24 protein-coding genes are annotated in these 23,760 nt (G+C 72.1%); 17 read left to right on the forward strand and 7 right to left on the reverse strand.

Annotation, left to right across the window (positions count from 1 at the left end):
• Nucleotide 1: 1 nt before the first annotated feature.
• Nucleotides 2–1,423 carry a dihydrolipoyl dehydrogenase family protein gene (locus tag Acy02nite_RS08420; protein WP_203739259.1) on the forward strand — a complete coding sequence of 474 codons (1,422 nt, stop codon included), beginning with the start codon at nucleotides 2–4 and terminating at the stop codon, nucleotides 1,421–1,423.
• Between the two features lie 59 nt (nucleotides 1,424–1,482).
• Entirely contained in the window at nucleotides 1,483–1,794 is a 312-nt protein-coding gene (locus Acy02nite_RS08425; protein ID WP_203739260.1) for an EthD domain-containing protein, read from the forward strand.
• A gap of 149 nt (nucleotides 1,795–1,943) precedes the next feature.
• Here Acy02nite_RS08425 and Acy02nite_RS08430 read toward each other — a convergent pair whose 3' ends face one another.
• Nucleotides 1,944–4,112, reverse strand: coding sequence for an MMPL family transporter (locus Acy02nite_RS08430; protein WP_203739261.1), 2,169 nt, complete (start codon nucleotides 4,110–4,112; stop codon nucleotides 1,944–1,946).
• Between the two features lie 163 nt (nucleotides 4,113–4,275).
• Here Acy02nite_RS08430 and Acy02nite_RS08435 point away from each other — a divergent pair, with 163 nt between their 5' ends.
• The gene (locus Acy02nite_RS08435; protein ID WP_203739262.1) at nucleotides 4,276–5,487 is read left to right on the forward strand and encodes a sensor histidine kinase; all 1,212 of its coding nucleotides are present in this window, start codon (nucleotides 4,276–4,278) and stop codon (nucleotides 5,485–5,487) included.
• Nucleotides 5,484–6,161 (forward strand): response regulator, encoded by a 678-nt coding sequence (locus tag Acy02nite_RS08440; RefSeq protein WP_203739263.1) that lies wholly within the window; start codon nucleotides 5,484–5,486, stop codon nucleotides 6,159–6,161. Before Acy02nite_RS08435 ends, Acy02nite_RS08440 begins: the two co-directional genes overlap by 4 nt.
• A 12-nt stretch (nucleotides 6,162–6,173) precedes the next feature.
• Here Acy02nite_RS08440 and Acy02nite_RS08445 read toward each other — a convergent pair whose 3' ends face one another.
• Nucleotides 6,174–6,530: an ANTAR domain-containing protein gene (locus Acy02nite_RS08445; protein ID WP_425548194.1), complete on the reverse strand. Its 357-nt coding sequence runs from the start codon at nucleotides 6,528–6,530 to the stop codon at nucleotides 6,174–6,176.
• Between the two features lie 6 nt (nucleotides 6,531–6,536).
• Between Acy02nite_RS08445 and Acy02nite_RS47160 the strand changes: the two genes are divergently transcribed.
• Nucleotides 6,537–7,220, forward strand: a complete 684-nt coding sequence (locus Acy02nite_RS47160) for a GAF and ANTAR domain-containing protein (RefSeq protein ID WP_425548193.1) — start codon at nucleotides 6,537–6,539, stop codon at nucleotides 7,218–7,220.
• A gap of 17 nt (nucleotides 7,221–7,237) precedes the next feature.
• Here the strand turns inward: Acy02nite_RS47160 and Acy02nite_RS08455 are convergent, their stop codons facing one another.
• On the reverse strand, nucleotides 7,238–8,335 hold the full coding sequence (locus Acy02nite_RS08455) for an L-dopachrome tautomerase-related protein (protein ID WP_239174452.1): 1,098 nt from the start codon (nucleotides 8,333–8,335) through the stop codon (nucleotides 7,238–7,240).
• A gap of 121 nt (nucleotides 8,336–8,456) precedes the next feature.
• Here Acy02nite_RS08455 and Acy02nite_RS08460 point away from each other — a divergent pair, with 121 nt between their 5' ends.
• Nucleotides 8,457–10,259, forward strand: coding sequence for a thiamine pyrophosphate-requiring protein (locus tag Acy02nite_RS08460; RefSeq protein WP_203739267.1), 1,803 nt, complete (start codon nucleotides 8,457–8,459; stop codon nucleotides 10,257–10,259).
• Between the two features lie 70 nt (nucleotides 10,260–10,329).
• Here the strand turns inward: Acy02nite_RS08460 and Acy02nite_RS08465 are convergent, their stop codons facing one another.
• On the reverse strand, nucleotides 10,330–10,689 hold the full coding sequence (locus Acy02nite_RS08465; protein ID WP_203739268.1) for a hypothetical protein: 360 nt from the start codon (nucleotides 10,687–10,689) through the stop codon (nucleotides 10,330–10,332).
• 175 nt (nucleotides 10,690–10,864) lie between these two features.
• Nucleotides 10,865–11,923, reverse strand: a complete 1,059-nt coding sequence (locus Acy02nite_RS08470) for a cation diffusion facilitator family transporter (protein WP_203739269.1) — start codon at nucleotides 11,921–11,923, stop codon at nucleotides 10,865–10,867.
• Between the two features lie 520 nt (nucleotides 11,924–12,443).
• Between Acy02nite_RS08470 and Acy02nite_RS08475 the strand changes: the two genes are divergently transcribed.
• Together Acy02nite_RS08475 and Acy02nite_RS08480 are read left to right on the forward strand one after the other, a co-directional pair.
• Complete coding sequence (locus Acy02nite_RS08475; protein ID WP_203739270.1) at nucleotides 12,444–12,863, forward strand: hypothetical protein; 420 nt, start codon at nucleotides 12,444–12,446, stop codon at nucleotides 12,861–12,863.
• Nucleotides 12,864–13,101: 238 nt separating this feature from the next.
• Nucleotides 13,102–14,436 carry a P-loop NTPase gene (locus Acy02nite_RS08480; RefSeq protein WP_203739271.1) on the forward strand — a complete coding sequence of 445 codons (1,335 nt, stop codon included), beginning with the start codon at nucleotides 13,102–13,104 and terminating at the stop codon, nucleotides 14,434–14,436.
• Nucleotides 14,437–14,474: 38 nt separating this feature from the next.
• Here Acy02nite_RS08480 and Acy02nite_RS08485 read toward each other — a convergent pair whose 3' ends face one another.
• Nucleotides 14,475–15,215: a GAF and ANTAR domain-containing protein gene (locus Acy02nite_RS08485; protein ID WP_203739272.1), complete on the reverse strand. Its 741-nt coding sequence runs from the start codon at nucleotides 15,213–15,215 to the stop codon at nucleotides 14,475–14,477.
• Nucleotides 15,216–15,583: 368 nt separating this feature from the next.
• Here Acy02nite_RS08485 and Acy02nite_RS08490 point away from each other — a divergent pair, with 368 nt between their 5' ends.
• From Acy02nite_RS08490 to Acy02nite_RS08525, 9 genes are all read left to right on the forward strand, one after another.
• The gene (locus Acy02nite_RS08490) at nucleotides 15,584–16,321 is read left to right on the forward strand and encodes a GAF and ANTAR domain-containing protein (protein ID WP_203739273.1); all 738 of its coding nucleotides are present in this window, start codon (nucleotides 15,584–15,586) and stop codon (nucleotides 16,319–16,321) included.
• Nucleotides 16,318–17,469: a GAF domain-containing protein gene (locus Acy02nite_RS08495; RefSeq protein ID WP_203739274.1), complete on the forward strand. Its 1,152-nt coding sequence runs from the start codon at nucleotides 16,318–16,320 to the stop codon at nucleotides 17,467–17,469. Before Acy02nite_RS08490 ends, Acy02nite_RS08495 begins: the two co-directional genes overlap by 4 nt.
• A 149-nt stretch (nucleotides 17,470–17,618) precedes the next feature.
• Nucleotides 17,619–18,413 (forward strand): RNA polymerase sigma factor SigF, encoded by a 795-nt coding sequence (locus Acy02nite_RS08500; RefSeq protein WP_203739275.1) that lies wholly within the window; start codon nucleotides 17,619–17,621, stop codon nucleotides 18,411–18,413.
• 188 nt (nucleotides 18,414–18,601) lie between these two features.
• The gene (locus Acy02nite_RS46395; protein ID WP_239174455.1) at nucleotides 18,602–19,657 is read left to right on the forward strand and encodes an ATP-binding protein; all 1,056 of its coding nucleotides are present in this window, start codon (nucleotides 18,602–18,604) and stop codon (nucleotides 19,655–19,657) included.
• Between the two features lie 19 nt (nucleotides 19,658–19,676).
• Nucleotides 19,677–20,027, forward strand: coding sequence for an STAS domain-containing protein (locus Acy02nite_RS08510; RefSeq protein WP_203739276.1), 351 nt, complete (start codon nucleotides 19,677–19,679; stop codon nucleotides 20,025–20,027).
• Nucleotides 20,028–20,239: 212 nt separating this feature from the next.
• Nucleotides 20,240–20,725 (forward strand): PP2C family protein-serine/threonine phosphatase, encoded by a 486-nt coding sequence (locus tag Acy02nite_RS46400; RefSeq protein ID WP_239174457.1) that lies wholly within the window; start codon nucleotides 20,240–20,242, stop codon nucleotides 20,723–20,725.
• On the forward strand, nucleotides 20,611–21,111 hold the full coding sequence (locus tag Acy02nite_RS46405) for a PP2C family protein-serine/threonine phosphatase (RefSeq protein ID WP_239174460.1): 501 nt from the start codon (nucleotides 20,611–20,613) through the stop codon (nucleotides 21,109–21,111). Before Acy02nite_RS46400 ends, Acy02nite_RS46405 begins: the two co-directional genes overlap by 115 nt.
• Before the next feature lie 269 nt (nucleotides 21,112–21,380).
• Nucleotides 21,381–23,006: a methyl-accepting chemotaxis protein gene (locus tag Acy02nite_RS08520; RefSeq protein WP_203739277.1), complete on the forward strand. Its 1,626-nt coding sequence runs from the start codon at nucleotides 21,381–21,383 to the stop codon at nucleotides 23,004–23,006.
• A gap of 57 nt (nucleotides 23,007–23,063) precedes the next feature.
• Nucleotides 23,064–23,303, forward strand: a complete 240-nt coding sequence (locus Acy02nite_RS08525) for a hypothetical protein (protein ID WP_203739278.1) — start codon at nucleotides 23,064–23,066, stop codon at nucleotides 23,301–23,303.
• Between the two features lie 142 nt (nucleotides 23,304–23,445).
• Here Acy02nite_RS08525 and Acy02nite_RS08530 read toward each other — a convergent pair whose 3' ends face one another.
• The gene (locus Acy02nite_RS08530; RefSeq protein ID WP_203739295.1) at nucleotides 23,446–23,757 is read right to left on the reverse strand and encodes a helix-turn-helix domain-containing protein; all 312 of its coding nucleotides are present in this window, start codon (nucleotides 23,755–23,757) and stop codon (nucleotides 23,446–23,448) included.
• Nucleotides 23,758–23,760: the final 3 nt, after the last annotated feature.

The raw sequence follows: 23,760 nt of genomic DNA on the forward strand, positions 1-23,760 counted from the left end.
CATGCCCATTTCTGAGTACGACGTCATCGTGATCGGCGCCGGTCCGGTCGGGGAGAACGTGGCCGACCGCGTGGTGCGTGGTGGCCTGACCGCGGCGATCGTGGAGCGGGAACTGGTCGGCGGTGAATGCTCGTACTGGGCGTGCATGCCGACGAAGGCGTTGCTGCGCAGCGCGGCGGCGTTGCGGGCGGCCCGTCAGGTGCCGGGCGCCCGGGAGGCCGCGACCGGGGAGCTCGACGTGGCGGCGGTGCTCGGCCGGCGTGACTCGTTCGCCTCGAACTGGAAGGACGACGGCCAGGTCTCGTGGCTCGAGTCGGCGGGGATCGCGTTGTTCCGCGGTCAGGGCCGGATCAGCGGCGAGCGTGCCGTCGAGGTCACCGGCGCCGACGGGACGACCACCACGCTGACCGCCCGGCACGCGGTCGTCGTCGCGACCGGGAGCAGCGCGCTGGTGCCGGACATCGCGGGTCTGCGGGACGCCCGGCCGTGGACCAGCCGTGAGGCGGCGTCGGCGAAGGCGGTGCCGGGCCGCCTGGTGGTGATCGGCGCCGGGGTGGTCGGGTCGGAGATGGCCACCGCGTTCGCCGCTCTCGGTTCCTCGGTGACGCTGCTGGCCCGTGACGGGGTGCTCCCGCAGGCCGAGCCGTTCGCGGGGGAGAAGGTCAGCGCGTCGCTGACGGCGGCCGGGGTGTCGGTGCGGGCCGGCGCGGAAGCCGTCGCGGTGAGCCGGGACGCCGCCGGCACCGTGCACGTCACCCTCGCCGAGGGCGGCCAGGTCGACGCGGACGAGATTCTGGTCGCGATCGGCCGGACCCCGAACACTCAGGACATCGGCCTGGACAGCATCGGGTTGGAGCCCGGCGGCTGGCTGGCCGTCGACGAGTCGCTGCGCGTTCTCGACGCGGGGGACTGGCTGTATGCCGCCGGCGACGTCAACCGTCGCGTGCTGCTGACCCACCAGGGCAAGTACCAGGCTCGTGCGCTCGGCGACGCGATCGTGGCCCGCGCCGGGGGCGAGCCGGCGGACACCGGCGCCTGGGGCCGCCACGCCGTGACCGCCGACGAGCGGGCGGTGCCGCAGGTGGTGTTCACCGACCCAGAGATCGCCTCCGTCGGGCTGACCGCGGCCGCGGCACAGGCAGCCGGGCTGCGCACCAGGGTCGTCGACTACGACCTGGGCTCGGTGGCCGGGGCCTCGCTGCACGCCGAGGGCTACCAGGGGCAGGCCCGCATGGTCGTCGACGAGGACCGCCGGGTGATCGTCGGGTTCACCCTAGTCGGCCCGGACGTCGCCGAACTGCTGCACGCCGCCACGATCGCGATCGTCGGTGAGGTGCCCCTCGACCGGCTGTGGCACGCGGTCCCGTCGTACCCCACGGTCAGCGAGGTCTGGCTGCGACTGCTGGAGACCTACGGCCGCTGATCGCGAGCCGCGACGGTCGTACGCCAAGTGTTCGATTTCCTCTGAAAGGTTCGATTGTCATGGAGAGCACCGTGCCCACCAAGATCACCATCATCATCGGCAACCCGGCCGACCCGGACGAGTTCGAGAAGGTCTACGAGGGCGTGCGCGCGGCCGCCGCGACGTTCCCGAAGCTGCAGCGCCTCGAGTCGGCCAAGGTGTGGCCCAAGGAGGACGGCACCGCCACCCCCGCGTACCGGACGCTGGACCTGTACTTCGCCAGCTACGAGGACGCCTCGGCCGCGGTCGCCACGCCGGTCGCGGGTGCGGTCTTCGGCGGGCTCGGCGGCGCGCAGGTGGAGATCACCGGCCTCTTCTCCGCCATCGAATAGTCCGGTCGCGCGCCGCCGGGACGCAGGCGGTGTTTCGCAGTGCGGCCACGCCGTGGCCCCGAGCACGCAGCGGCCCCGAGCACGCAGCGGCCCCGAGCACGCAGCGGCCCCGGGCACGCCGCGGCCCCGAGCACGCTGCGAAACACCGCCTACCGGTGTTCCAGGGCGAGGCGGGGCAGCCGGCGGGCCAGCGCGGCCGGGAGCCACCAGGCGCGGGCGCCGAACAGGTGCATGGCGGCCGGCAGCAGCAGGCAGCGGATGACCACGGCGTCGACCAGGACGGCCACCGCCAGGCCGAGCCCGAACTGCTGGAGCATGCGGTCCGGGGAGAGCAGGAAGGCGCCGAACACCACCACCATGATCGCGGCGGCGGCCGTGACGACCCGGCCGGTGGTGGCGAGCCCCTCCCGGACCGCGGCCGCGGCGTTCCCGGTGCGTTCCCAGTGCTCGTGCATGCGGGCCAGCAGGAACACCTCGTAGTCCATGGACAGGCCGAAGACGATCGCGAAGATCATGACCGGGACGTACGCCTCGATCGGGCCGGGCGTCACGCCGGCCGCGCCGTGCTGGAACACCACGGTGATGACGCCCATCGCGACGCCGACGCTGAGCAGGTTGAGGACCGCGGCCTTCACCGGGATCAGCAGGGAGCGGAACAGCAGGAGCAGCAGCAGGGCGGAGAGGCCGACGACGACCGCGACGAACAGCGGCAGCCGGGCGGCGATGGCGGCGGAGACGTCGATGACGGCAGCGGTGGGCCCGCCGATCAGGACCGTGGCGCCGTTGGCGGTGGCCACCGGGGCGAGGACGTCGTCGCGCAGCGTGGTGACTAGCTCGGCCGTGGCCTCGTCCTGCGGGGCCGAGGCCGGGAAGGCGATGACGGTGGCGACGTCACCGCCCGGTGCGGAGATCGGCGGGATGACGCCGGCGACGCCGGGGGTGCCGGCGAGCGCCTGCCGCACGGCTCCGGCGGCGGTGCCGGCCTGCCCTCCGGGCGTGTGCACGACGATGACCAGCGGGCCGTTGACGCCGGGTCCGAATCCTTCGGCGAGCAGGTCGTACGCCCGGGTGCTGGTCTTGGTTCCGGCGTCGTTGCCGGCGTCGGCGAAGCCGAGCCGCATGCCCAGCAGGGGCGCGGCCAGCCAGAGCAGCACGATCAGCGGCAGCAGCAGCGCCGGCCACGGGCGGCGGGCGACCGCGTCGCTCCAGCGGCGCCAGAGGTGTCCCTCCTCGCGCTGGGGCCGGCCGCGGCGGGTGGCTCTCTCCCGGCGGCGGATGATGGAGCGCTCGATGCGGGCGCCGAACAGGCCGAGCAGCGCGGGCAGCAGGGTCAGCGCCGCGAGCATGGTGACCAGGACGGTGACGGCCAGGGCGACGGCGACGCCCTGCAGGGCGCCGAGGCCGAGCAGCACGAGGCCGAGCAGGGCGATCAGCACGGTGGTGCCGGCGAAGAAGACGGTACGGCCGGCGGTGTCCAGCGCGGCGCGGACGGCAGCCGGCCGGTCGGTCCCGGCGATCAGCTCGCCGCGGTAGCGGGAGAAGACCAGCAGCGCGTAGTCGATGCCGACGCCGAGGCCGACGAGGATCAGCAGCGGGGTCGTGAAGTCGGCGACCGTGGCGACGTGGGAGGCGAGGGCGACCAGGCCGATGGCGGTGCCGACGGCGAACACCGCGATGATGATCGGCAGGCTGGCGGCGAGCAGCGACCCGAAGAGGAAGACCAGCACGATCAGCGCGGCGAGCAGGCCGGCGCCTTCGGCCGGGCCGCCCTCGGACTCCTCGGCGGCCCGGGCCGGGTCGCCGCCCACCTCGACGGCCAGCCCGGCGCCGGCGGCGGTGCGGGCGGCGCTGATGATGCGGCGGGTGTCGTCGGCGGGCATCGCCTCGGCGGGAACATCGAGGGCGACGGTCGCGTACGCGATGGTGCGGTCGGCGGAGATGGCGGACGGTGGGGCGTCGCCCGCCGGATAGGGGCTGACGACCTCGGCGACGTGCGGGAGCGCGCGCACCTGGGCGAGCATGGCCTCGACGGCGGTGCGGGTGGCCGGCGCGGTCACGTCGGCCGGGGCGCGCACCACGATGTCGAGGGTGGCGCCGGCCCGGGCCGGGGCGCGCTCGTTCAGCAGGTCCTGGGCCTTCTGCGAGTCGGCGCCGGGCAGGGTGAAGTCGTTGTGGTAGTCGGTGCCGGCCAGGCCCGACCCGGCGGTGACCCCGGCCAGGATCAGCACCCACAGCAACACGGCGGTCCAGCGGTGCCGGTCGGCGAACCCGGCGAGGCGTTCGAACACGCTGCCCCGGGGCGTTTCTGTGATGGTCATCGACTCTCTCCGATGCGACGGTGGTGACGGAAGGTGACGCTACGGACGGGCGGCACTGCGCCGAAACGCTCCGAGGTGGGCTCCGCGCGTACCCCTGAAGGGGGATGCCGGATGCTCCCGCTGAGGGATCCGCGACCCCGGCGGCCGCCCGTAAGGTGGACTGATGCCGGTCAAGATGGGGGCGCGCGGCCGGGTCGCGGCCGACGCCGCGGTGGCGCTCGCCGCCGGGGCCTTCACCATCGCGATGCTGCGCGCGGGAGGTCTGGGCACTCCGGCGACGACGGGGTACCGAGAGCTCGACGCGGCCGGCTTCGCGCTGACGGCCGCGTCGGTGGCGCCGCTGCTGCTCGCCCGCCGGCTGCCCGGCGTGATGTGGGCGGTGACCTCGGTCGTCTCGCTGGTCATGCTGGGGCTGGGCTATGCCCTCGACGTGCCGCCCGGGCCGCTCGCCGCGACGTATCTGCTCGCCGAGGCCGTGGGTGGCGGCCACACCCCGCGGCGCAGGTTGCTGGCCGCGGCGGGGGTCGCCGGTTACGTGCCGGTGGCGATCGCCGTGATGGCCCTCGACGGCCAGTCGGTCCTCGGGATGTCGCCGGGGCTGTTCGCCTGGGTGGCCATGTTCGGGCTGGTGTGGATCGCCGGTGACCGGACCCGGCTGCGCCGCGAACGCATCGTCGAGCTGGAGGACCACGCCCGGCTGCGCGAGCAGGAGATCCAGGTGCAGCGGCGTCTGGTCGCCGCCGAGGAACGCACCAGGATCGCGCGGGAGCTGCACGACTCGGCGGGGCACGCGATCAACGTGATTCTCGTTCAGGCGGGCGCGGCCCGTCTGCTGCACCGGCAGGATCCGGACCGGTCGGTGCAGGCGATCACCACCATCGAGGAGGTGGCGTCCGCGACGATCACCGACATCGACCGCCTCGTCCGCGCGCTGCGGCAGGAGGCCGCCGGGCCGACCGGCCCGGCGCCGGCCGATCCCGCGCCGGCCGACACTGCCGCGCTGGAGCAGCTGGTGGATCGGCACCGGGCCGGCGGGCTGCGGGTGACGGCGACGTTCGACGGGGCGCCGCGGGGGTTGCCGAGCGCCGTGGCGTGGGCCGCCTACCGGATCCTGCAGGAGGGGCTGACGAACGCCGCCCGGCACGGGGCCGGCACCGCTGACGTGCGGATGTCGTACGGGCCGGCCGCGGTGGAGATCGTGGTCAGCAACCCGGTCGGTGAGCGGCAGCGCCGTCGCCGGGGCATGGGGATCGTCGGGATGCGTGAGCGTGCCGCGCTGCTGGACGGCTTGCTGGACGCCGGCCCCGTGGACGGCGGGGTCTTCCGGCTGCGGGCCCGGCTGCCGTACCAGGCGTCGATGGGGATCTCCGCGTGACCGGGCCGGTGCGGGTGCTGATCGTCGACGACGACGATCTGATGCGGGCCGGGCTGCGGGCGGTGTTGTCCAGCGACGCCTCGATCGACGTGGTCGGGGAGGCCGCCGACGGCCGTGTGGCGGTCGCGTCGGCCCGGGCGTTGCGACCGGACGTGGTGCTGATGGACGTGCGCATGCCGCATCAGGACGGCATCGCCGCGACGCGCGAGCTGGCCGGGGTCGCCCCCGCGGCACGCGTGCTGATGCTGACCACGTTCGAGGACGACGACTACGTGTTCGGGGCGCTCAGTGCCGGTGCGTCCGGCTTCCTGCTGAAGCGGACCAGGCCGGAGCAGTTGATCGAGGCGATCCACACGGTGGCCGACGGTGACTCGCTGCTGTCGCCGTCGGTGACGCGGACGGTGATCGACCGGATCGCCACGGCGTCACCACCGGACCCGGTGGTGGCCGGACGGTTGCGGGCGTTGACCGCCCGGGAGCGGGACGTCCTCGAGCTGGTGGCGCGTGGACTGTCGAACGCGGAGATAGCCGGGGAGTTGTTCGTCGAGGAGTCGACGGTGAAGACCCACATGAAGCGGATCCTCGCCAAACTGGGCCTGCGGGACCGGGTGCAGGCGGTCGTGGCGGCGTACGAGACGGGTCTGGTCCGGCCCGGTGCACCCGGCCGGGAATGACCCGGACCGCTGTCAGCCGTTGCCGGCCGCGCGGTCGACCAGTGCCTGGGCGACGTCCCGCAGCTTGCGGTTGGTGCCCTGGGACAGCTTGACCAGGAGCTGGAACGCCTCGTCGGCGCTGCAGTGCCGCTCGCCCATGACGATGCCCTTGGCCTGTTCGATGACGGCGCGGCCGGCCATGGCGGTCTGCATGTGGTGGGCCAGGGCGGCCTGGCTGTCGTAGAGGTGGACGTTGGCCATCGCGACGGCGGCGTACCCGGCGAAGGTCTGTGCCAGCGCGACCGCGTCGTCGTCGAACGCCCGTGGCTCGGTCGCGTAGATGTTGAGCGCGCCCGCGGCGGACTCGTGCACGGGCAAGCCGACCGACATCGAGCAGTGACATCCGGACCGCACCGCGCGAGCGGTGAACTCGGGCCACCGGTCCTCGCCGCCCATGTCGCCGTCCCCGCCGCCGCCGAGGTCTCGGTGACCGTGATCGACCCCCGGAAACGGCCCCGCACCGTCGCCTTCAGCGGAGATCGAGCACCCGTGCTCGACGAGCGGCAGTACGAGACCGGGCGAGGCCCCTGCCTGGACGCCGCCCTCACCGGCGGCATCATCTCCATCCCGGACACCGCCACGGACCGGACCTACGAGGCATTCTCCGCGGCCTGCCACCGGCACGGGGTGCGACGGGTCCTAGCCGTCGGACTGCCCGGCCCGCAGTGGATCATCGGCGCCCTCAACTTCTACGGCACCGGGGACCGGCCCTTCGACGACGAGGTACGCGCCGCGGCCACCCTGTTCGCCACCCGCGCCGCCGTCCTGGTCGCCAACGCCGCCACGTACGAGGACAGCGTCGAACTCACGGCTGACCTGGAACAGGCCATGGCCTCGCGGGCGGTGATCGAGCAGGCGAAGGGAATCGTGATGGCGGACAAGGGCTGCACCCCCGACGAGGCGTTCAGAGTCCTGGCCACCATCTCCAGCCGGTCGAACGTGAAGCTCCGCGAGGTCGCCCAGCGACTGGTCGATCAGGCGCAGCACCGTCGCCGGCGCCTCTCCGCACCACCCTCCTGACAGCACCGCCCGGGTCGCTACCGGCGCAGCCGGACCGGGCCGGCGTCGATCCGGGTCCGGAACAGCGCGTACGGCTTGTGCCGCAGATCCTTGCCGTGCTGGTAGGTGGCCTGCCGATGCAGCTGGTTGGCGGTGACGTACAGGTACCCGTCGGCCGCGACCGACATGGTGTCCGGCCACAGCAGCCGCGGATCGTGCACCAGCGTCTCGTAGGTGCCGTCGGGCCGGCGCAGCAGGACGGCGTTCTGCTCGTACGCGGTCAGGTAGAGGTTGCCGGCGTCGTCGGTCTCCAAGCCGTCCGAGCCGCTGCCCTTGTCACCTTCGTCGATCACGGTGGCGGCGACCGCGGCGTCGTCGAGCGCGCGGTCGCAGAGGGCGTCGACGGAGACGCTGTGGAGCCGCCGGGAGGCCAGCGGGCAGTAGTACAGGCGCTGCCCGTCATGACCGATCGCGATGCCGTCGGAGCCCATCGTCACCGGCTGCGGGTCGCCGTCGGCGGGGCGTTCCAGGAAGTAGCGGCCCTCCACCACGGGCCGGAAGGCGGTCAGCGGCTCGGCCTTGGTCGACGGGTGTTCGTGCAGGCGGCGCCAGGACTCGCCGGTGCCCAGGTCGACGACGATGATCCCGTTCGGCCCCTGGTCGGAGGAGTCGGTGATGAACGCCATGCCCTCGCTGCCACGGCGCAGATCGAAACGCACGTCATTGAGGTACGTCGTGGGCAGTGCCACCTCGGGCGGGAACACGATCGTGCGGACCACGGTGTCGGTGTCCAGGTCGACGCAGACCAGCTTGGGCCCGCCCGGACTGGTCGGCTGGAACATCGGCGAGCCGGTGTCGAGGACCCAGAGCCGGTCGGCGGGGTCGACGACGACACTCTGCACCGAGACGAAGGCCCGCTCGTCGTCGTTGCCGCCGGGGCTGTTCCACCGCTGGTCCGGGAAGGGCACGGGCCGGCCGTCGCGCAGTTCGGTGACGGTGGCGGGCACGTCGTCACCCCATTTCGGGAAGTTGACGAAGATGCGGCCGCTGTGGGAAACCGTGACGCCGGTGGGCATGGGACCGTCGAAGGTCGCGACCGTCTCGAGGGTCCCGGCCGGCTCGTCGCTGAAGGTCATGGGTCGCAGCATCCCCACTTCCCGCCGTCTCAATCGAGGTGTGCTTGCGGTCGTCGTCCGACGTTCAGCTCGCGCCGGCGCGGGTAGCCAGAGCCCATCGGATCGAGGAGGGGACAGGGGCATGGCTGACCGAACGGTGTCGGATCTGGTGGTGGAGCGCTTGTCCGCGTGGGGCGTCGACCGGGTCTTCGGCTATTCCGGCGACGGGATCGACGGTGTCATGGGCGCGTTGCGACGGGCCGGCAAGCCGGCGTTCGTGCAGGCCCGGCACGAGGAGGCGGCGGCGTTCATGGCCGTCGGTCACGCCAAGTACACCGGCGGGCCCGGGGTCTGCGTGTCCACCCAGGGGCCCGGCGCCGTCCATCTGCTCAACGGCCTCTACGACGCGAAACTCGACGGCAAGCCGGTGGTGGCCGTCGTCGGGCAGCAGGCGTCGACGGTGCTGGGCAGCGCCTACCAGCAGGAGATCGACCTGGTGCGGCTCTTCGGCGACGTGTGCGCGCAGTTCGTCCAGGTGGCGCACACGCCGGAGCAACTGCCGATGCTGATCGACCGGGCGTTCCGGACGGCGCTGGCGACGCGGAGCCCGACATGCGTGATCCTTCCGCACGACGTGCAGAACGCCCCGGCCCCGGATCCCGGCACGCATCGGCACGGCGTGATGATGACCAGCCCCGGGCTGCGCCCGGCCCGACTGATCCCGTACGAGGACGATCTGCGCGAGGCGGCCGCGCTGCTCGACGCCGGTGAACGGGTCGCGATCATGGTGGGGCAGGGCGCGTACGGCGCGGCGGACGAGGTCGTCGAGCTGGCCGAACGCCTCGGTGCCGGGATCACCACCTCCCTGCTGGGCAAACCCGTGCTGGACGAGGACCTGCCGTTCCACACCGGGGTGATGGGTCATCTGGGCACCACGGCCAGCGCCGAGCTGATGCGTGACTGCGACACGCTGCTGCTGATCGGCACCAACGACCCGTGGACGGAGTTCTATCCGGCTCCCGGGCAGGCCCGCGCGGTGCAGATCGACGTCGACGGCCGGCAGCTCGGCGTCCGGTATCCGGTCGAGGTGCCCCTGCTCGGCGACGCCGCCGAGACGGTGCGGGCGCTGCTGGGCATGGTCGCGACCCGGCGTGACCGGGCCTGGCGTGACCGGGTCGAGAGCTCGGTCCGGAAGTGGCGGGAGATCGCGCAGGCCCGTGCCGGGGCCGCCGCCGAACCGATGAATCCGCAACACGTGGTCCGGTCGCTGAACGGACACCTGCCGGCGGACGCGCGGGTCGCCGTGGACGTCGGATCGGTCGTCTACTGGTATGCCCGGCACCTGCGCCTGCCCCGAGGGGTGCCGGCGCACCTGTCCAGCACCCTGGCGTCGATGGGCTGCGGCATCCCGTACGGCATCGCCGCGAAGGAGTCCACCCCGCAGCGGCCCGTCGTCGTGCTGACCGGTGACGGCGCCATGCAGATGACCGGCCTGGCGGAACTGGTGACGGTCGCGGCCCGCTGGCGCGACTGGGCCGACCCGCGGTTCGTGGTGTGCGTGCTGAACAACCGGGACCTGGCCGAGGTGAGCTGGGAGCAGCGGGAGACGGAGGGCGAGCCGCGTTTCGGCGCCTCCCAGGAGCTGCCGGAGGTGCCGTACGCCGGATACGCCGACCTGCTCGGGCTGCGCGGGGTGCGGGTCACGTCCGCCGCGGAGATGGCCGGCGCCTGGGAGGCCGCCCTGACCGCGGACCGCCCGGTGGTCATCGACGCGGTCGTCGATCCCGCTGTTCCGCTGCTGCCGCCGGGTCAGCCGTTCGAGAAGGTGAAAGCCATGTACGCCGGGCTGGCCGCCGAGGGCGGCGTGCAGGCCGTCCGCGCCGAGGCGCACCTGCGCCGCGAACGGGCCGACGAGGGTTACGACGATCCGCGCGAAGGGGACTGAGCGGTGGCGCCGCCGGCTCCGCGGAGCCGGCGGCCGGCCCGGGCGAGCGCCCGTCCCGGCCGCTCCGCGATCACCGGCCACCTCGTCGAGGGTCCGGCCGCCGTCCGGTGCGCGCCGGCCCGGACCCGCGGTTGCGGCCCGGCTGCTCAGCCGGGCCGTCGACGGCACCCGGGCTGGAGAAGACCGCCGGTGGTGCGGCCGGGCGGCCCGACACCGGCGGAGGCCACTGCGACGCCACGATCTCCGCCCCGGTGACCGGCACCGCCGGCGAGACGCGGTCCAGCAGGCGCTGCGCCACCGACTCGTCGATCTCCAGGTCAGGACTGATGCGGACATCGGCGTCGGTGGCCAGGTCGACCACGTCGTCGAGAGTGAACTCCTTGGCTCCTAGGCTGCTCAGCCGCCGGGCGAACTCCTGCGCATTGACCATCTTGCAACCACATTCCTCGGTCTGCTGATGACCCAGCGTAACTGCCGCTGTAATCAACTGTCTCGCCGCCCACCGCCGGGGCCCTGCCGGTGAGGTCGCCGGCCCATCGACGGTACCCGTCACCCCGCCGGGCGCGGGCCGGCGGTGCGGGCGCGGGGTCGCGGTGGTCCTCCGATCAGCCGGCGTTGGCGGCGAGCCGGTCACGCCGTTCGTGGGACAGCCCGGTGTGGTGGCCGTCGCCGGGGTGGCTGTCCGGGTCGACGTGCACGGTGGCGCCGGTCAGCCGGGGCACCTGGTGGGTGAGCTGGTGCTCGGCGTCGGCGGCGATCTCGTGCGCGGCGAGCAGGCTGAGCCGGGCGTCGACGACGATGGCAGCCTCGGCGTGCATCCGGTGCCCGATCCAGCGCAGTCGCAGCCCGGAGACGTCGCGGACGCCGGGAACGGCCCGCAACTGGCTCTCGGCCCGGTCGACCAGCTCGGGGTCGACCCGGTCCATCAGCCGGTGGTAGACCTCGCGGGCGGCGTCCTTGAGCACGAGGGCGATGGCCACCGTGATGACCAGGCCGACGACCGGGTCCGCCCAGCCCCAGCCGAGCGCGGCGCCACCGGCGGCGAGCACCACGGCGAGGGAGGTGAACCCGTCGGTGCGGGCGTGCAGGCCGTCGGCGACCAGGGCGGCCGAGCCGATCCGCCGGCCGACCGTGATCCGGTAACGGGCGACCAGCTCGTTGCCGATGAACCCGATCACGCCGGCCGCGAACACCCACGGCAGGTGCGTCATGGTGCGCGGGTTCACCAGCCGGTCGGCCGCGAACCAGGCCGAGGCGATCGCGGAGCCGGCGACGACCATGACGATGGCGATGCCGGCGAGGTCTTCGGCACGGCCGAAACCGTAGGTGTACGCCCTGGTCGCGGCCCGCCGGCCGAGCAGAAAGGCGATTCCCAGGGGTACGGCGGTGAGCGCGTCGGCGACGTTGTGCAGGGTGTCGCCCAGCAGGGCCACGGAGCCGGAGAACACGACGATCGCGGCCTGCAGCAGCGCCGTGACGCCGAGCACGGTGAGGGAGATCCACAGCGCTCGCAGGCCCTCCCGGGAGGACTCCAGCGCGGAGTCGACCTTGTCGGCCGAGTCGTGCGAGTGCGGGGTGAGCAGATGCCCGATCCGGTGCCGCCACCCGGAGCCGTGCTCGTGGTGGTGATCGTGCTCGTGGTGATCATGGTCGTGCTCAGCCATCGGACTCTTCCCCGCTCGGATCGTGGGCCGGTCGTCGCTGCGGTCACCGATGCTACGTGCCCATGCCGGTGTGCGACAACGCGGTAAATGCCAATGACCTGCAGAAACGTCACCTCGGCAATACGGCTCGCCGGTGACCGCGCCGTGGTCCGTACTGCCCGATTCCTGTTCGATCTCTGCTCGATCCCTGTCCGGCGGTCCGGCCGGAAATGGGCGGCTTTTGGGCGGTCGATGACCTTCCGGATGGACAGGAGCGGTTCTCATCATTGATCACATGGTTCGGTGGAACGGCGAGGAATAAGCCTGTGATGTGTTTCCTGGCATTGGCCGTCCTCGGTTTCGGCACCGTCTTCCTCCTCCGGCGCAGCCGCTTCTACCGGGGTCCCTACCGCGGTGACGGCGGGTCCGACCCCTGGCTGGGCGACGGCGGCGGGGACGGAGGCGACGGAGGATCGGGCGACTGAGCAGGCGGCTGTCCCCTGACCGTGTCCACCATCGATCGAACGAGGAGTTTCCCCTGATGCGCCGACGTGATCTCGCTTCGCTCGCTGCCGCCGCCGGGCTCGTCGCCGGTCTCGGCGTGACGGCCGGCCCGGCCGCCGCCGCGACGCCCGACTGCCGCTCCTACCAGTACGTGCGCACCGGAACGCTGACCGCCGGGCAGTCCGCCATGCCGTGGCAGTACTTCTTCACCACAGCGCCCGGCACCCGGCAGGAGATCTGCCTGGACGGCCCGGACGGCGCCGACGTCGCCCTGGTGCTGACCCGACTCACGCCGACCACGCCGCAGACGCCGCTCGGCTACGTTCCCGTGGCGAGCGCGCCGGGCGCCGGGTCCGACAAGACGCTGACCTACAGCGGGCCGATCGACGCCTACCGGATCTACCTGACCGCCGTGAACGGCGGCGGCAAGTACACGATCGGCCTGAACCTGTCCTGACCCTGCCGCCGGCGAGGGGATCGGCTGTTCAGCAGGGCGCCAGACGGATGCCAACCGTTCGCCCGACAGTCGATCCCCCCGGCTTGGTTGAGTTCCCGGGTCCACCGACAGCAGGGAACCCAGTGACGCACCAGAATCAGGCACCGCGCCTCCGGCCGGGCGGTCGTGCCGTGACCGTCGCGGACCGCCGCCGGGTCACGCGGGCACCGCGCCCACGCCACTTCCGCGGCGTCACGGGGTGACCGGGCCGTCCCCTGGCTCGCGGCTGGAGCAGCGGATCCGCCTGCATCGGCAGCGGTCCTTCGCCGGGCGTGCCGATCACCTCGCGACGTTGCGGGCCGCGCTGGAACGCCCCGGCGAGGACTCCGAGGTCTTCTATCTCTGCGGGCCCGGTGGCATCGGCAAGTCGACCCTGCTGCGGCGGGTCGCCTACGAGGCCGAGGACGCGGGGCGTTCGGTCCTGCGGCTCAGGCCCGGGGACGCCGACGCCGGGATCGTCACCGGTGGTTCCGAACGGGCCGTGATCCTGCTCGACGACGTCGACCACGTCGAACGGCGGGAACGATGGCTGCGCGGATTCCTGCTCTCCGCCGACGCGCCCGGCGCGATGTTCGTCGTCGCGTCCCGCCGGCCACCCTCACCGGGCTGGCGGGCCGACCCCGGATGGGCAGCGGTCCTGCGCGTCATCGCGCTGGAACCGTTCACCGACACCGAGTCGGACGAACTCCTGGCCGCGCTCGGCATCCCGCACGAGTGCCGGGCCGACGTCCGGTCAGCGGCGCGCGGCAATCCGCTGGCCCTGCGGCTGGCGGCGGACGCGGTCACCGCCGGCGCCGGGCTCTCCGCGGAGGACCTGCGACGCGAGGTCGCGGTCGCGGCCTTCGACGAGCTGATCGGCGAGATCCCGTCCGGGGCCCACCGGCGGGCGTTGCAGGCGGCGGCCCTCGCCCCGATGACCACTGAGGACCTGCTTCGCGCCGTCGTCGCCGAGGAGGAATCCGCGCAGCTGTTCGCCTGGCTGCGGGACCAGCCCTTCATGGCGGTACGCACGCACGGGCTGAGCCCCGGTGACACCGTGCGGATGGTCGTGCGCACCGAGCTCCGCTGGCGGGACCCGCAGGCGTACGAGGCTCTGTGCCTGGACGTGAAGGAGGCGCTCGCCGACCGGGAACCGTCCGCGGAGCGGGCCGCCGTGACCACGTGGACGCGCGCGGACTTCGACGACGCGGTGCGGCAGGCGTTACGTACGTGGCACCGCGCGGATCTGCTCGCCGACAGCCGCCTGGCCGGGAGCCGCATGGTGCGGCAGCGGGGCGGGGAGGCGGTAGCGGCCCTCCGGCACATCCTGCGCGCGGCGCTAGCTGTTCTCGGCACCGACGTCCGCCGGTCCAAGCACCGGCGGGCGGTGGAGGCGACGTATCTGACCGGCGCCCTCACCCAGGAGGCCGCCGCCGAACGGCTCGGCCTGCCGTTCAGCACGTACCGCCGGCACCTGGCCCGAGGCACCGAGGAACTGTGCGCCATCCTGTGGCGGGCCGAGACGCAGGGCCTCGCCTTCCTCGACGAACCTTGAGGGCGCGGCCGGGCGATCTCGTACCGCCCTTGTCGAACTCAGTCGCGGTTGCCGGCCTGCTGGATGATTCCGGCGGCGGCGGACGGCAGGGCGACTCCCGCGTCGGCGGCCTCGATGCGCAGGGTCGCGTAGGCGTCGGCGGCCTCGCATCGCGTCCGGGCCATGATGATGCCTACGGCGCGTTGAATGGTCGCGTGCACGCTGAGCGCCGCGGCGCAGCCGGCGAGAAGTTCGTCGGCTCCGGCGGCGACCGAGGCGGGAACCTCGTAGGGCCGCGTCCGGGCCGGGTCGTAGATGATCGCCAGACCGGCGATCAGCGGCGCCACGGAGTCGGCGTCGCGGGCGTAGAGATTGAGCACCGCGATGGTCTTGCCGCTGCCCGCGGTCAACGGGATGGAGACGGAGGCGTGCAGGCCCATGTTCTCCGCCGCCTTACGGAAACCGGGCCAGGACATCGTCGCGGCGATGTCCTTGACGGTCACCGGGGCCGCGTCCCGCAGCGACTGCATGCACGGGCCGTCGTCGTCGGCGTACTGAGCTTCGTCGACAGCGAGGGCGAGTTCGCTGCTGGCGGCCATGGTGACGTAGGCGTCGTTGCGGAACGCCGTGATCGAGGCGTAGTCGATGCCGATGACCCGGTCGGCGGCCAGTTGCGCCACGGTGTTCAGCTGCTCGTCGATGGTGGGCTGGTCGTCGGGCGTACCGGCCAGAGTCTCCAGAGCCGCTGCCAGCGGACCCTGCACGTCATGCGGGGCCCGCGGTTGCTGCGATGCCGGCAATACGTCCTCCCACGGGCTGTGGCGGGGGACAGGAGCTCGTCTGCGCCACCCCGGCTCGTGATCACGCCGGCCGGAGTCCCCGCTGATCCCTGCATACCCAGACGGACCCGGCTGAATCGACGCGACGGGACAGTGGGCCGCGCGCGGGCCATCCTCGTCGTCCGATCGGTTACCACAGCCGTGCGTTATGCGTCGATCACTCCTGTGGGCGTACGCTGGGGCCGATTTGCCAGATCCGGTGGCGTGTCCGGTGGGATGCCAGGAGTTGTCGGTACTGGGTCCGAAATCGGGCTGTCGTTCCGGGGCAGGTTCGGAGGGTCCTGTGATGGGCCGAGGCATGCGCTCCTCCGGGGTCGGCCGTGATCGGTGTGGATGATCGCGATCGGCGGTTGCACGTGCTGCGGCTGGTGACCGCGCACGGGCCCGACGTGGAAAGCCTGTGCAGCGCCGGGCTGACCGGGCTCGCGGAGATCGGCGGTCTCGGCGTGACGATGATGACGCCGGAGATGCAGCATGTCCGGTATGCCAGTGACGCGGTCAGCGCCCGGGTGGAGCAGTTGCAGTTCCTGCTCGGGGAGGGCCCGTGCCGGGACGCGTACGCCCAGGCGGGCCCGGTCCTGGCCGAGGACTTGCGGGCGACGGTGTGGCACGAACGGTGGCCGGCTTTCGCCCCGGCGGCGCTGGAGGCGGGGGCCCGCGCGGTGTTCGCCTTGCCGCTGGGTGCGGGCTGGGCCCGCATAGGAGCGATCGATCTGTACCGCGATGGCGAGGGCGCGCTGGCCGGCCCGGTCCTGGCGGACGCCCTTGTTCTCGCGGACGCGGTCGCCCAGCTGTTGCTGGCCGAGACCGTGGCGGTCGCCGAGGCGCAGAGTCCCGCATACCATGCCGGCCGCGATCATCTGCTGCAACGGGCAGCCGTGCATCAGGCCACCGGCATGATCAGTGTGCAGTTGGGCGTGACGGTGGAGGAAGCACTGGTCAGGCTGCGGGCACACGCTTATGCGTGCAGCCGTGACCTCGACGAGGTGGCCGCTGACGTGCTGGCCCGACGAATGCGGTTCGACAACCTGGACGACGAAGGTGACAGGGCGGGTGGGTACCGGTGAGCGCAGCGGACGATCAGACGGTGGTGGACTTCCTGGTGGAGTTGTCCGACACGTTGGTCGCGGACCTCGAGGTCGACGGCCTGCTGCAAGGGGTGGCCGAGCGGTGCGTGCAACTGCTGGACGCGCAGGCGGCCGGGATTCTGGTGGCCGACGGCCGCGGCGAGCTGCGTCTGCTCGCGGCGGCACCGGAGTTCACCGCCGGCGTGCGGTTGTTCGAAGCCGTGTCCGCGCCGGGCAGCTGGTGTTTCGCCACCGGGCAGACGATGGCCGACCCTGACCTGGGCGCACCCGACCCGCGGTGGCAGGTGTTCGCTGAGGACGCCCGCGAGGCTGGTTTCCGGTCCGTGTCGGCGGTCCCGATGCGGGTGCGAGGTGAGGTCGTCGGCGTGTTGAGTGTGCTGCGGCACCGACCCGGCACCTTCACCGACGAGCAACTGCGTCTGACGCGGGCGGTGGCGAACGTGGCGACGGCCGGGCTGCTGGTGCAGCGCGACGCCGGGTACCGCACGGTGCTCGCCGTTCACGCGCAGCAGGTGCTGACCGGTCGGGTCGCCGTCGAACGGGCTCGCGGCGTCCTGGCCGAGCTGCTGGCGGTGGACGTCGACGTGGCGTTGACGGAGCTACGCCGGCACGCCGCGCGTACCGGTCGCAGTCTTCAGGCGGCGGCTGCGGAGGTGGTCGACAGCCTGCCCGCGGCGGGCCGGTCGAGCGGCTCGGGAACGGTGCTGCTGGCACACCGCGTCACGATGGACTCACTACCGGCGTTGCGGGCCCAGGTCCGGCAGCGCTTGGCCACCGCGGGCCTGTCCGGTTCGGCCGTCGACAGCTTCCTGCTCGCCGTTCACGAGGCTGCCGCCAACGCGGAGGAGCACGCCGGCGGCGGCCGCGTGTGGTTGTGGATCCACGCCGGCGGCGTGTGGTGCGAGATCAGCGACGACGGTCCCGGCCTGCCCGATGGTTTCACCATCCGCATCGAGCCGCCCGGCCCGGGCGATGTCGAGCACGCGGGCCTGTGGCTGATCCGCCGCATCTGCCCGGACCTGTTGATCGACAGCGGCCCTGGCGGAACTCGGGTACTGCTGCGTCAGCAGCTGCCCGCGCACGCCACCGGATCGACCTCCGACTCCACTGCGGCTGTCGAGGGGTAGCCAACCGTCCAACAACCACCTTTCGGTCAGGTTTACGAGCCGAACGGATGGTTTTCGGTGACGAACAGGCGGGGACATAGTGGCCCGGCAGGGAGGCGGCTGATCGAGTCGCTGTCCCTGATGCCATGGCCGACCTGAGGAGCTACCGCATGACCGTCACCGCTGACACCGCTGTCCTTGCCGATGCTGAGACCAGCACGGATCTGGCCAGCGAGCTGATCACGGCGATGGCGGCCCTCCCGGCCGGGCACTCGTCGCGTGCCGGCCTGCGGGACCGCGCGATCGAAGCGTGGCTGCCCCTGGCCGGCCACCTGTCCCGCCGCTACGCCAACCGCGGTGAGCCCCGCGACGACCTGTACCAGGTCGCGGTGGTCGGCCTGATCAAGGCCGTGGACCGTTTCGAGACCGACCGCGGCGTCGACTTCGCCGGGTTCGCGATCCCGACCATCGTCGGCGAGCTGAAGCGGCACTTCCGGGACAAGACCTGGTCGGTGCGGGTCCCGCGCCGGCTGCAGGAGCTGCGGCTGGCCATCACCGCCGCCAACAACACCCTCAGCCACACCCTGGGCCGCGCCCCGACGGTCGCCGACATCGCCGCGCACCTGAAGCTCAGCGAGGACGAGGTCATCGAGGGCCTCGAGGGCGCCCGGGCCTACAACTCGACCAGTCTGTCCACGCCGATCAGTGAGGGCGGCACCGAGCTGGGGGAGACCCTCGGCGGCGAGGACACCGCCTTCGAGGAGGCGGAGACGCGCATCGCGCTCGGCCCGGCGATGGCCACGCTCGACGAACGCGAGCAGAAGATCGTCAGCCTGCGCTTCTACGGCAACCTCACGCAGCAGCAGATCGCCGAGCAGATCGGGGTCTCGCAGATGCACGTCTCCCGGCTGCTGACCAAGGCCCTCGCCAAGCTGCGCCGGAACCTCGACACCTTCGAAGCCTGACAGCAGCCTTGTCCCGGGGCGGGACCGGCAGGTGTCATGGTCGAGGACGATTGCGGTCGTTCGTCAGGGGTACCGTTGATGCAATCCCGCCGGTGAGGCGGGCTCCCTGTCTCGGTGGGATGCCGGTGCTGGTGATGCCGGGTCCGAAGTCGCCACGGTGGTGACGACACGGACGCGAGGCTTCTGCCATGCCCGGTGATGATCATGCTTCCAGGAACACAGCGGCCGGCCAGGGCAATCCTGGTGGCGAGCACCGGGCCCGGGTGTGGGATCTGGTCAGCGCCTACGGTCCGGACGTCACCGACCTGTGCCGAGCGAGCACGGCCCTGATGACGGGCATCGCCGGGATGGGGCTGTCGGCCGGGCCGGCCGGGGCCACCCCTCGGATCCGGCACTTCAGTGACATTGCCAGCTCACGGCTGGAGTCCGCGCAGCTGACCCTGGACGAGGGCCCGTGCCGGGACGCGACCGCGACCCGCGAGCCGGTGCTGGTGGCCGATCTCGCGGCCGGGTCGTGGCGGCGGCGGTGGCCCTGGTTCACCCGCGCCGCGCTGGAAGCCGGGGTTCGAGCAGTGTTCGCGTTGCCGCTGCACGCCGGCGCCGTGGACCTGTACCGCGCCATGCCCGGGCCGTTGAACAGCGCCGACCACCTTGCGGCGGCGACGTTCACCGCGGCGACCGCGGAGCTGCTCACCCTGGAACGCCACGAATTGCACCTGACCGAGACCTTCGGCCCCGGCTGGCGCGGCGCCCAGCCCATCGACGCGGCCGGGGCAAGCGGTTGCGTCACGTCTTCGACGGCGTCGACCGGTACGGATGGCGTACTGCTGGCCTGCTGGTTCGGGCCGGCGCTGCTGGGCCCGGTCCGCCAGAAGATCGGCACTCTCGCCATCCAGCACGGGTTACGCGGTGATCATGCCCACCGGTTCGTGCTGGCGATGCACGAGGCGGTGGTCAACGCGGTGGTTCACGGCGGAGGCCACGGTCAACTGCTGCTGTGGCGCCGCGACGGGAGCCTCTGGTGCGAGATCAGCGACCACGGCCCCGGTATGTCCACGCCGGAACCGTTCGACGCGCCGCCCGGCATTGACACCGGCACCGACACCGGCACCGCGCCCGATCGCTCGGGCTGGGCCGGGTTGCAGTTCATCCGGCGCGCCTGCACCAGCCTGGAGATCACCACCGACCCGGGCGGCACCCGCCTGCTGCTGAGCCGGCGCCTGGATTTACGCTCCGCGGTATGACCGTCGTAGAGCCACGACGATGAGCACAGCATTCGGCAGCGACCACGATCAGCGTCTGACCCTCACCGGAATCCGGCTGCCCGGCGGTGCCCTCCGCGTCGTGGTCACCGGCGAGCTCGACATCGGTACCGCGGCGGCGTTCCAGGAGCGGCTGTCGGAGATCCTCGACGGCTGCCCGGACCAGCACGTCGAGCTGGACCTGGCCGCCCTCGACTTCTGCGACCTCAGCGGCCTGCGGGCTCTGCACGCGGTGGGCCGGGTCGCCGCCGAACAGCGCCGCCCGGTGCGGATCACCGTGGCCGGATCATGCCTCGACGTCTTGCTGAACCTGTGCCGGACCTCAGCGGTCCTGGGCTATTCCCCGCCGTGACCCGGCTCGGCTGTCACCGGTCCTCCGAGCGGGTGAATCATCGGGACGGCTCCCCACGCCATGTCGGCGGCAGGGCCGGCGGCGCGTCGGCTCTATGCTGCGTGGCGTGATCGACAGCGGGACCAGCGGTATGGATCTGAGCGACGTGTTGCTCCAGGTGGAAAAGGCCGCGCCGGTCGACGCCGTGGCGGCGGTGACCCGCCGCGCCGGCGGTGTCGCGGACGGCACACACGCTGGCCTTCGTCATCATCGCGAACCGCCGGCACACCGACCTGTTCGAATGGGGACAACGCACCACGCCGTTCACGCTCGCCGCCGAGATCCAGCGGCGGCTGCTGCCGTCGTCGTTCACCTGCGAGGCCGACTCGTTCACCCTGGCGGCCTGGCTGGAACCGGCGGCCAGCATCGGCGGGGACACCTTCGACTACAGTCTCGCCCGCGACCACCTGCATCTGAGCATCACCGATGCCGTGGGTCACGGCGTCCAGAGCGCACTGACCGCGACCCTGTGCGTGGGCAGCCTGCGCAACACCCGCCGCGGCGGTGGCACGCTGCTCGACCAGGCGCAAGCGCGAACCAGGCGTTGGCCGACAACGCTCCGGGCGGCTCCACGTTCGCCACCGGACTGCTCGGCCGTCTCGATCTGCGCACCGGGGTCCTCGACGTCGTCAACGCCGGGCACCCGCTCCCGCTGCTGATCCGCGACGGCACGGTCGAGCCTGTGGCGCTTCCGGCCAACCGGCCGTTCGGGGTGCTGCGTCACCGTGCGTACCTGCCGGCCGAGATCGTGTTGCAACCGGGTGACCGGCTGGTGTTGGTCACCGACGGGATGCTGGAACGAGAAGCGGCCGACCTCGACCTGCCCGCGCGGCTGCAGGAGGTGAGCGAACTGCACGCCCGTGAGGTCGTCCGCGTGCTGGGCGACCTGGTCCTCGCGATCGCCGGACCGGACGACGCCTGCCTGCTGGTGCTCGACTGGCACGGCAGCCACGGCGACACCCGGAACACCATCGCCGGCGCCGACCCGCACCGCGCCAGCACGCCCATCACCGGCGAAGGACCTGATCCGCGTACGGCTTCGTAACCGCCGAACGGCGTGCGAACGATCACGTGTCCGGCCGGGTGGACGATCCTGCCCGGACGCAGACCGTTCCCCACCGCAGCCGGTCGCCTCGAGACGGGGCTTCGACGCGAGTAACGGCAGTGCCCGCCGGCGCGGAAAAGCCGAAGCGATGCTGCATCGGGGCTCAGCGGGTGCCGATGGTTGCCGATCGGGAGTGAGAGGGCTGACCGCACGAAGCGGCCGGTCGACAAGAGGCCGTGGCGCTCGCGTCATGTCCCGAGGAGACCTGTATGAGTACGTCTGCTGATGCCGTTCCGGTGGCGCCTGGTCGGCGGTCGTTCGCCGATCTGAGTGTCAAGATCAAGATCTTGATGGCGGTGGGGCTGGCCGCGCTGGTCGCGTTGTTGGTGGGAGTGCTGGGACTGTCCGCGCTGGGTGATACCAGCAGATCCGCTCAGCTGATCTACCGCAGCAACGTGGCCAGCATCAAGGCCATCGGGGTAGTGGACGGCGCGATGACCCAGGTGCGATCCGACGCGGCGAATCAAGCTCTGTCGCAGGATGCCGCCGCGACGACCCGCTTCACCGAAGCGGTCACCGCCGGCCTGCAGGAAGTCGAGGCTGGCCTGACCGCCTATCGGCAGAGTAATCCGGCGGGTGACCCCGCCGTGATCGACGACTTGGCGACGAAGTGGCAGGCCTATGCCGACCTGCTCGAAACCAAGCAGATTCCGGCCGGCAACAACAATGACCTGACCGCGTGGGCCAAGACCCGCGACACCCAGGTCCTGCCGCTCATCGGCGCGGTCAACAAGGACCTCGCCGCCTTGACCACGGCCGAGGACGCCGACGCGGCCGGTAATGCCGCGGCGGCGCAGTCGTCCTATGATTCCAGCCGGATCCAGTCGATCGTGCTGCTCGTGGTGGGGCTGCTGCTCGCTCTGGGGCTGGGCTGGTTCGTCGCCCAGTCGATCGTGCGGTCCCTGCACAAGGTCAAGGCCGTGTGCGACGCGCTGGCGCGCAACGACCTGACCCGCAGCACCGGGCTGACCTCCCGGGACGAGCCGGGGCAGATGGGTCGCGCGCTGGATACCGCCGTCGCCGTGCTGCGCCAGGCGGTGACCACCATCGGCGGGTCGGCGGTGACGCTGGCCAGCGCCTCGGAGGAACTGTCAGCGGTCAGCACCCAGCTGCAGGTCGGCGCCGCGGAGGCCGCGGAACGGGCCACCAGCGCGACGTCGGCGAGCGAAGAGGTCAACGCCGGGGTGCAGTCGATCGCCGCCGGCGCGGAACAGATGAGCGCTTCGATCACCGAGATCGCGTCGAATGCCGGCCGGGCGGCCGAGGTGTCGCAGACCGGGATGGTGGTCGCCGAGCGCACCACCAATCAGGTCGCCGCACTGGGTGCGGCTAGCGCCGAGATCGGCGACGTGGTCCGGCTGATCACCAGCATCGCGGAACAGACCAACCTGCTGGCGCTGAACGCGACCATCGAGGCCGCCCGCGCCGGCGAGCTCGGCAAGGGCTTCGCGGTGGTCGCCGGCGAGGTCAAGGAACTGGCACAGCAGACCGCGAAGGCCACCGAGGAGATCACCGCCCGGATCGGCAACATCCAGGCCTCCAGCGCCACCGCCGCCACCGCGATCGGGGAGATCACCGACGTGATCGGGCAGATCGGCGACTACACCACCACCATCGCCTCCGCGGTCGAGGAACAGACCGCCACCACCGGGGAGATGAGCCGCTCGGTGGCCGAAGCGGCGTCCAGCAGTGCCGACGTGGCCCGCACCGTGTCCGGGGTGGCCGAGGTCGCGAACGCCACCGCCGAGGGGGCCAAAGCCACCCAGCAGGCCGCCGGTGACCTGACCCGCCTGGCCAGCGACCTGACCACTCTGGTGGGCAGCTTCCGCCACTGACCGGCGTCGTGGCGCCACCCGGCTCGGACGCAGCAGAGCTGCGAGCGAGGACAACCCATGCATCCACCACCAGCGGCCACCACCGGCGACGGGCAAGACGTCGTCAACCAGTTGCTCGCCGCTGCCCTGCACGCCCGCGCCACCCGGGAGAGCGTTCTGCGCGCCGCGGCACTGAGCCCGGCTGATCAGCCGCAAGCCGTGGCCGACCTCACCGACGCCGCCACGGTCCTCACCCGTGTCCACGACGCTCTACTGCACGCGGCCGGTGCCGGCGCGCCGGAAACACGGCCACGGTAGAGAGAGTCTCGGGTGGTCGGCCGACTCTGCCGTCCCGGCGACTCCGGTCGGAGAACAGCGTGTCCGGCGTCCCCAGCGGTCCAGGGGATCGGCTATGACAACGGTCCCCCTCGTGGTGGAGAAGGACCGTGAGACGTACGGATCAGGCGGCTTGTTGTTGCCCCTGGTTCTGGTTGTGCCGCAGGGCTTCTTCGAGCTGGTCCTCGAGAATGATGATCCGGCAGGCGGCTTCGAGCGCGGTGCCGTGGTCGACCATCTCCCGGGCACGCGCGGCGAGGCGCAACTGGTAACGCGAGTAGCGGCGGTGCCCTCCGGCGGACCGGTACGGAGTGATCAGTTTCGCCTCGTCGAGCCGGCGCAGGAAGTCCTGCGAGGCGCCCACGATCTCCGCGGCGCGGCCCATCGTGTAGGCGGGGTAGTCCTCGTCGTCGAGCATGTCATCGGGTTGGGCCATTTA

This window comes from Actinoplanes cyaneus (genome assembly GCF_016862095.1).
In the GTDB taxonomy this organism is placed as follows: Bacteria; Actinomycetota; Actinomycetes; order Mycobacteriales; family Micromonosporaceae; genus Actinoplanes; species Actinoplanes cyaneus.

Excerpts from the sequence above, each read along its gene's own strand:
- Acy02nite_RS08435 (WP_203739262.1), top strand. The coding sequence starts at position 4,276 with ATGCCGGTCAAGATGGGGGCGCGCGGCCGGGTCGCGGCCGACGCCGCG.
- Acy02nite_RS08470 (WP_203739269.1), bottom strand. The coding sequence starts at position 11,923 with ATGGCTGAGCACGACCATGATCACCACGAGCACGATCACCACCACGAG.
- Acy02nite_RS08425 (WP_203739260.1), top strand. The coding sequence starts at position 1,483 with ATGGAGAGCACCGTGCCCACCAAGATCACCATCATCATCGGCAACCCG.
- Acy02nite_RS08525 (WP_203739278.1), top strand. The coding sequence starts at position 23,064 with ATGCATCCACCACCAGCGGCCACCACCGGCGACGGGCAAGACGTCGTC.
- Acy02nite_RS08475 (WP_203739270.1), top strand. The coding sequence starts at position 12,444 with ATGCGCCGACGTGATCTCGCTTCGCTCGCTGCCGCCGCCGGGCTCGTC.
- Acy02nite_RS08455 (WP_239174452.1), bottom strand. The coding sequence starts at position 8,335 with ATGACCTTCAGCGACGAGCCGGCCGGGACCCTCGAGACGGTCGCGACC.
- Acy02nite_RS08530 (WP_203739295.1), bottom strand. The coding sequence starts at position 23,757 with ATGGCCCAACCCGATGACATGCTCGACGACGAGGACTACCCCGCCTAC.
- Acy02nite_RS46395 (WP_239174455.1), top strand. The coding sequence starts at position 18,602 with ATGCCCGGTGATGATCATGCTTCCAGGAACACAGCGGCCGGCCAGGGC.
- Acy02nite_RS08460 (WP_203739267.1), top strand. The coding sequence starts at position 8,457 with ATGGCTGACCGAACGGTGTCGGATCTGGTGGTGGAGCGCTTGTCCGCG.
- Acy02nite_RS08430 (WP_203739261.1), bottom strand. The coding sequence starts at position 4,112 with ATGACCATCACAGAAACGCCCCGGGGCAGCGTGTTCGAACGCCTCGCC.
- Acy02nite_RS08420 (WP_203739259.1), top strand. The coding sequence starts at position 2 with ATGCCCATTTCTGAGTACGACGTCATCGTGATCGGCGCCGGTCCGGTC.
- Acy02nite_RS08445 (WP_425548194.1), bottom strand. The coding sequence starts at position 6,530 with ATGTCGGTCGGCTTGCCCGTGCACGAGTCCGCCGCGGGCGCGCTCAAC.
- Acy02nite_RS08520 (WP_203739277.1), top strand. The coding sequence starts at position 21,381 with ATGAGTACGTCTGCTGATGCCGTTCCGGTGGCGCCTGGTCGGCGGTCG.
- Acy02nite_RS08510 (WP_203739276.1), top strand. The coding sequence starts at position 19,677 with ATGAGCACAGCATTCGGCAGCGACCACGATCAGCGTCTGACCCTCACC.
- Acy02nite_RS08465 (WP_203739268.1), bottom strand. The coding sequence starts at position 10,689 with ATGGTCAATGCGCAGGAGTTCGCCCGGCGGCTGAGCAGCCTAGGAGCC.
- Acy02nite_RS08500 (WP_203739275.1), top strand. The coding sequence starts at position 17,619 with ATGACCGTCACCGCTGACACCGCTGTCCTTGCCGATGCTGAGACCAGC.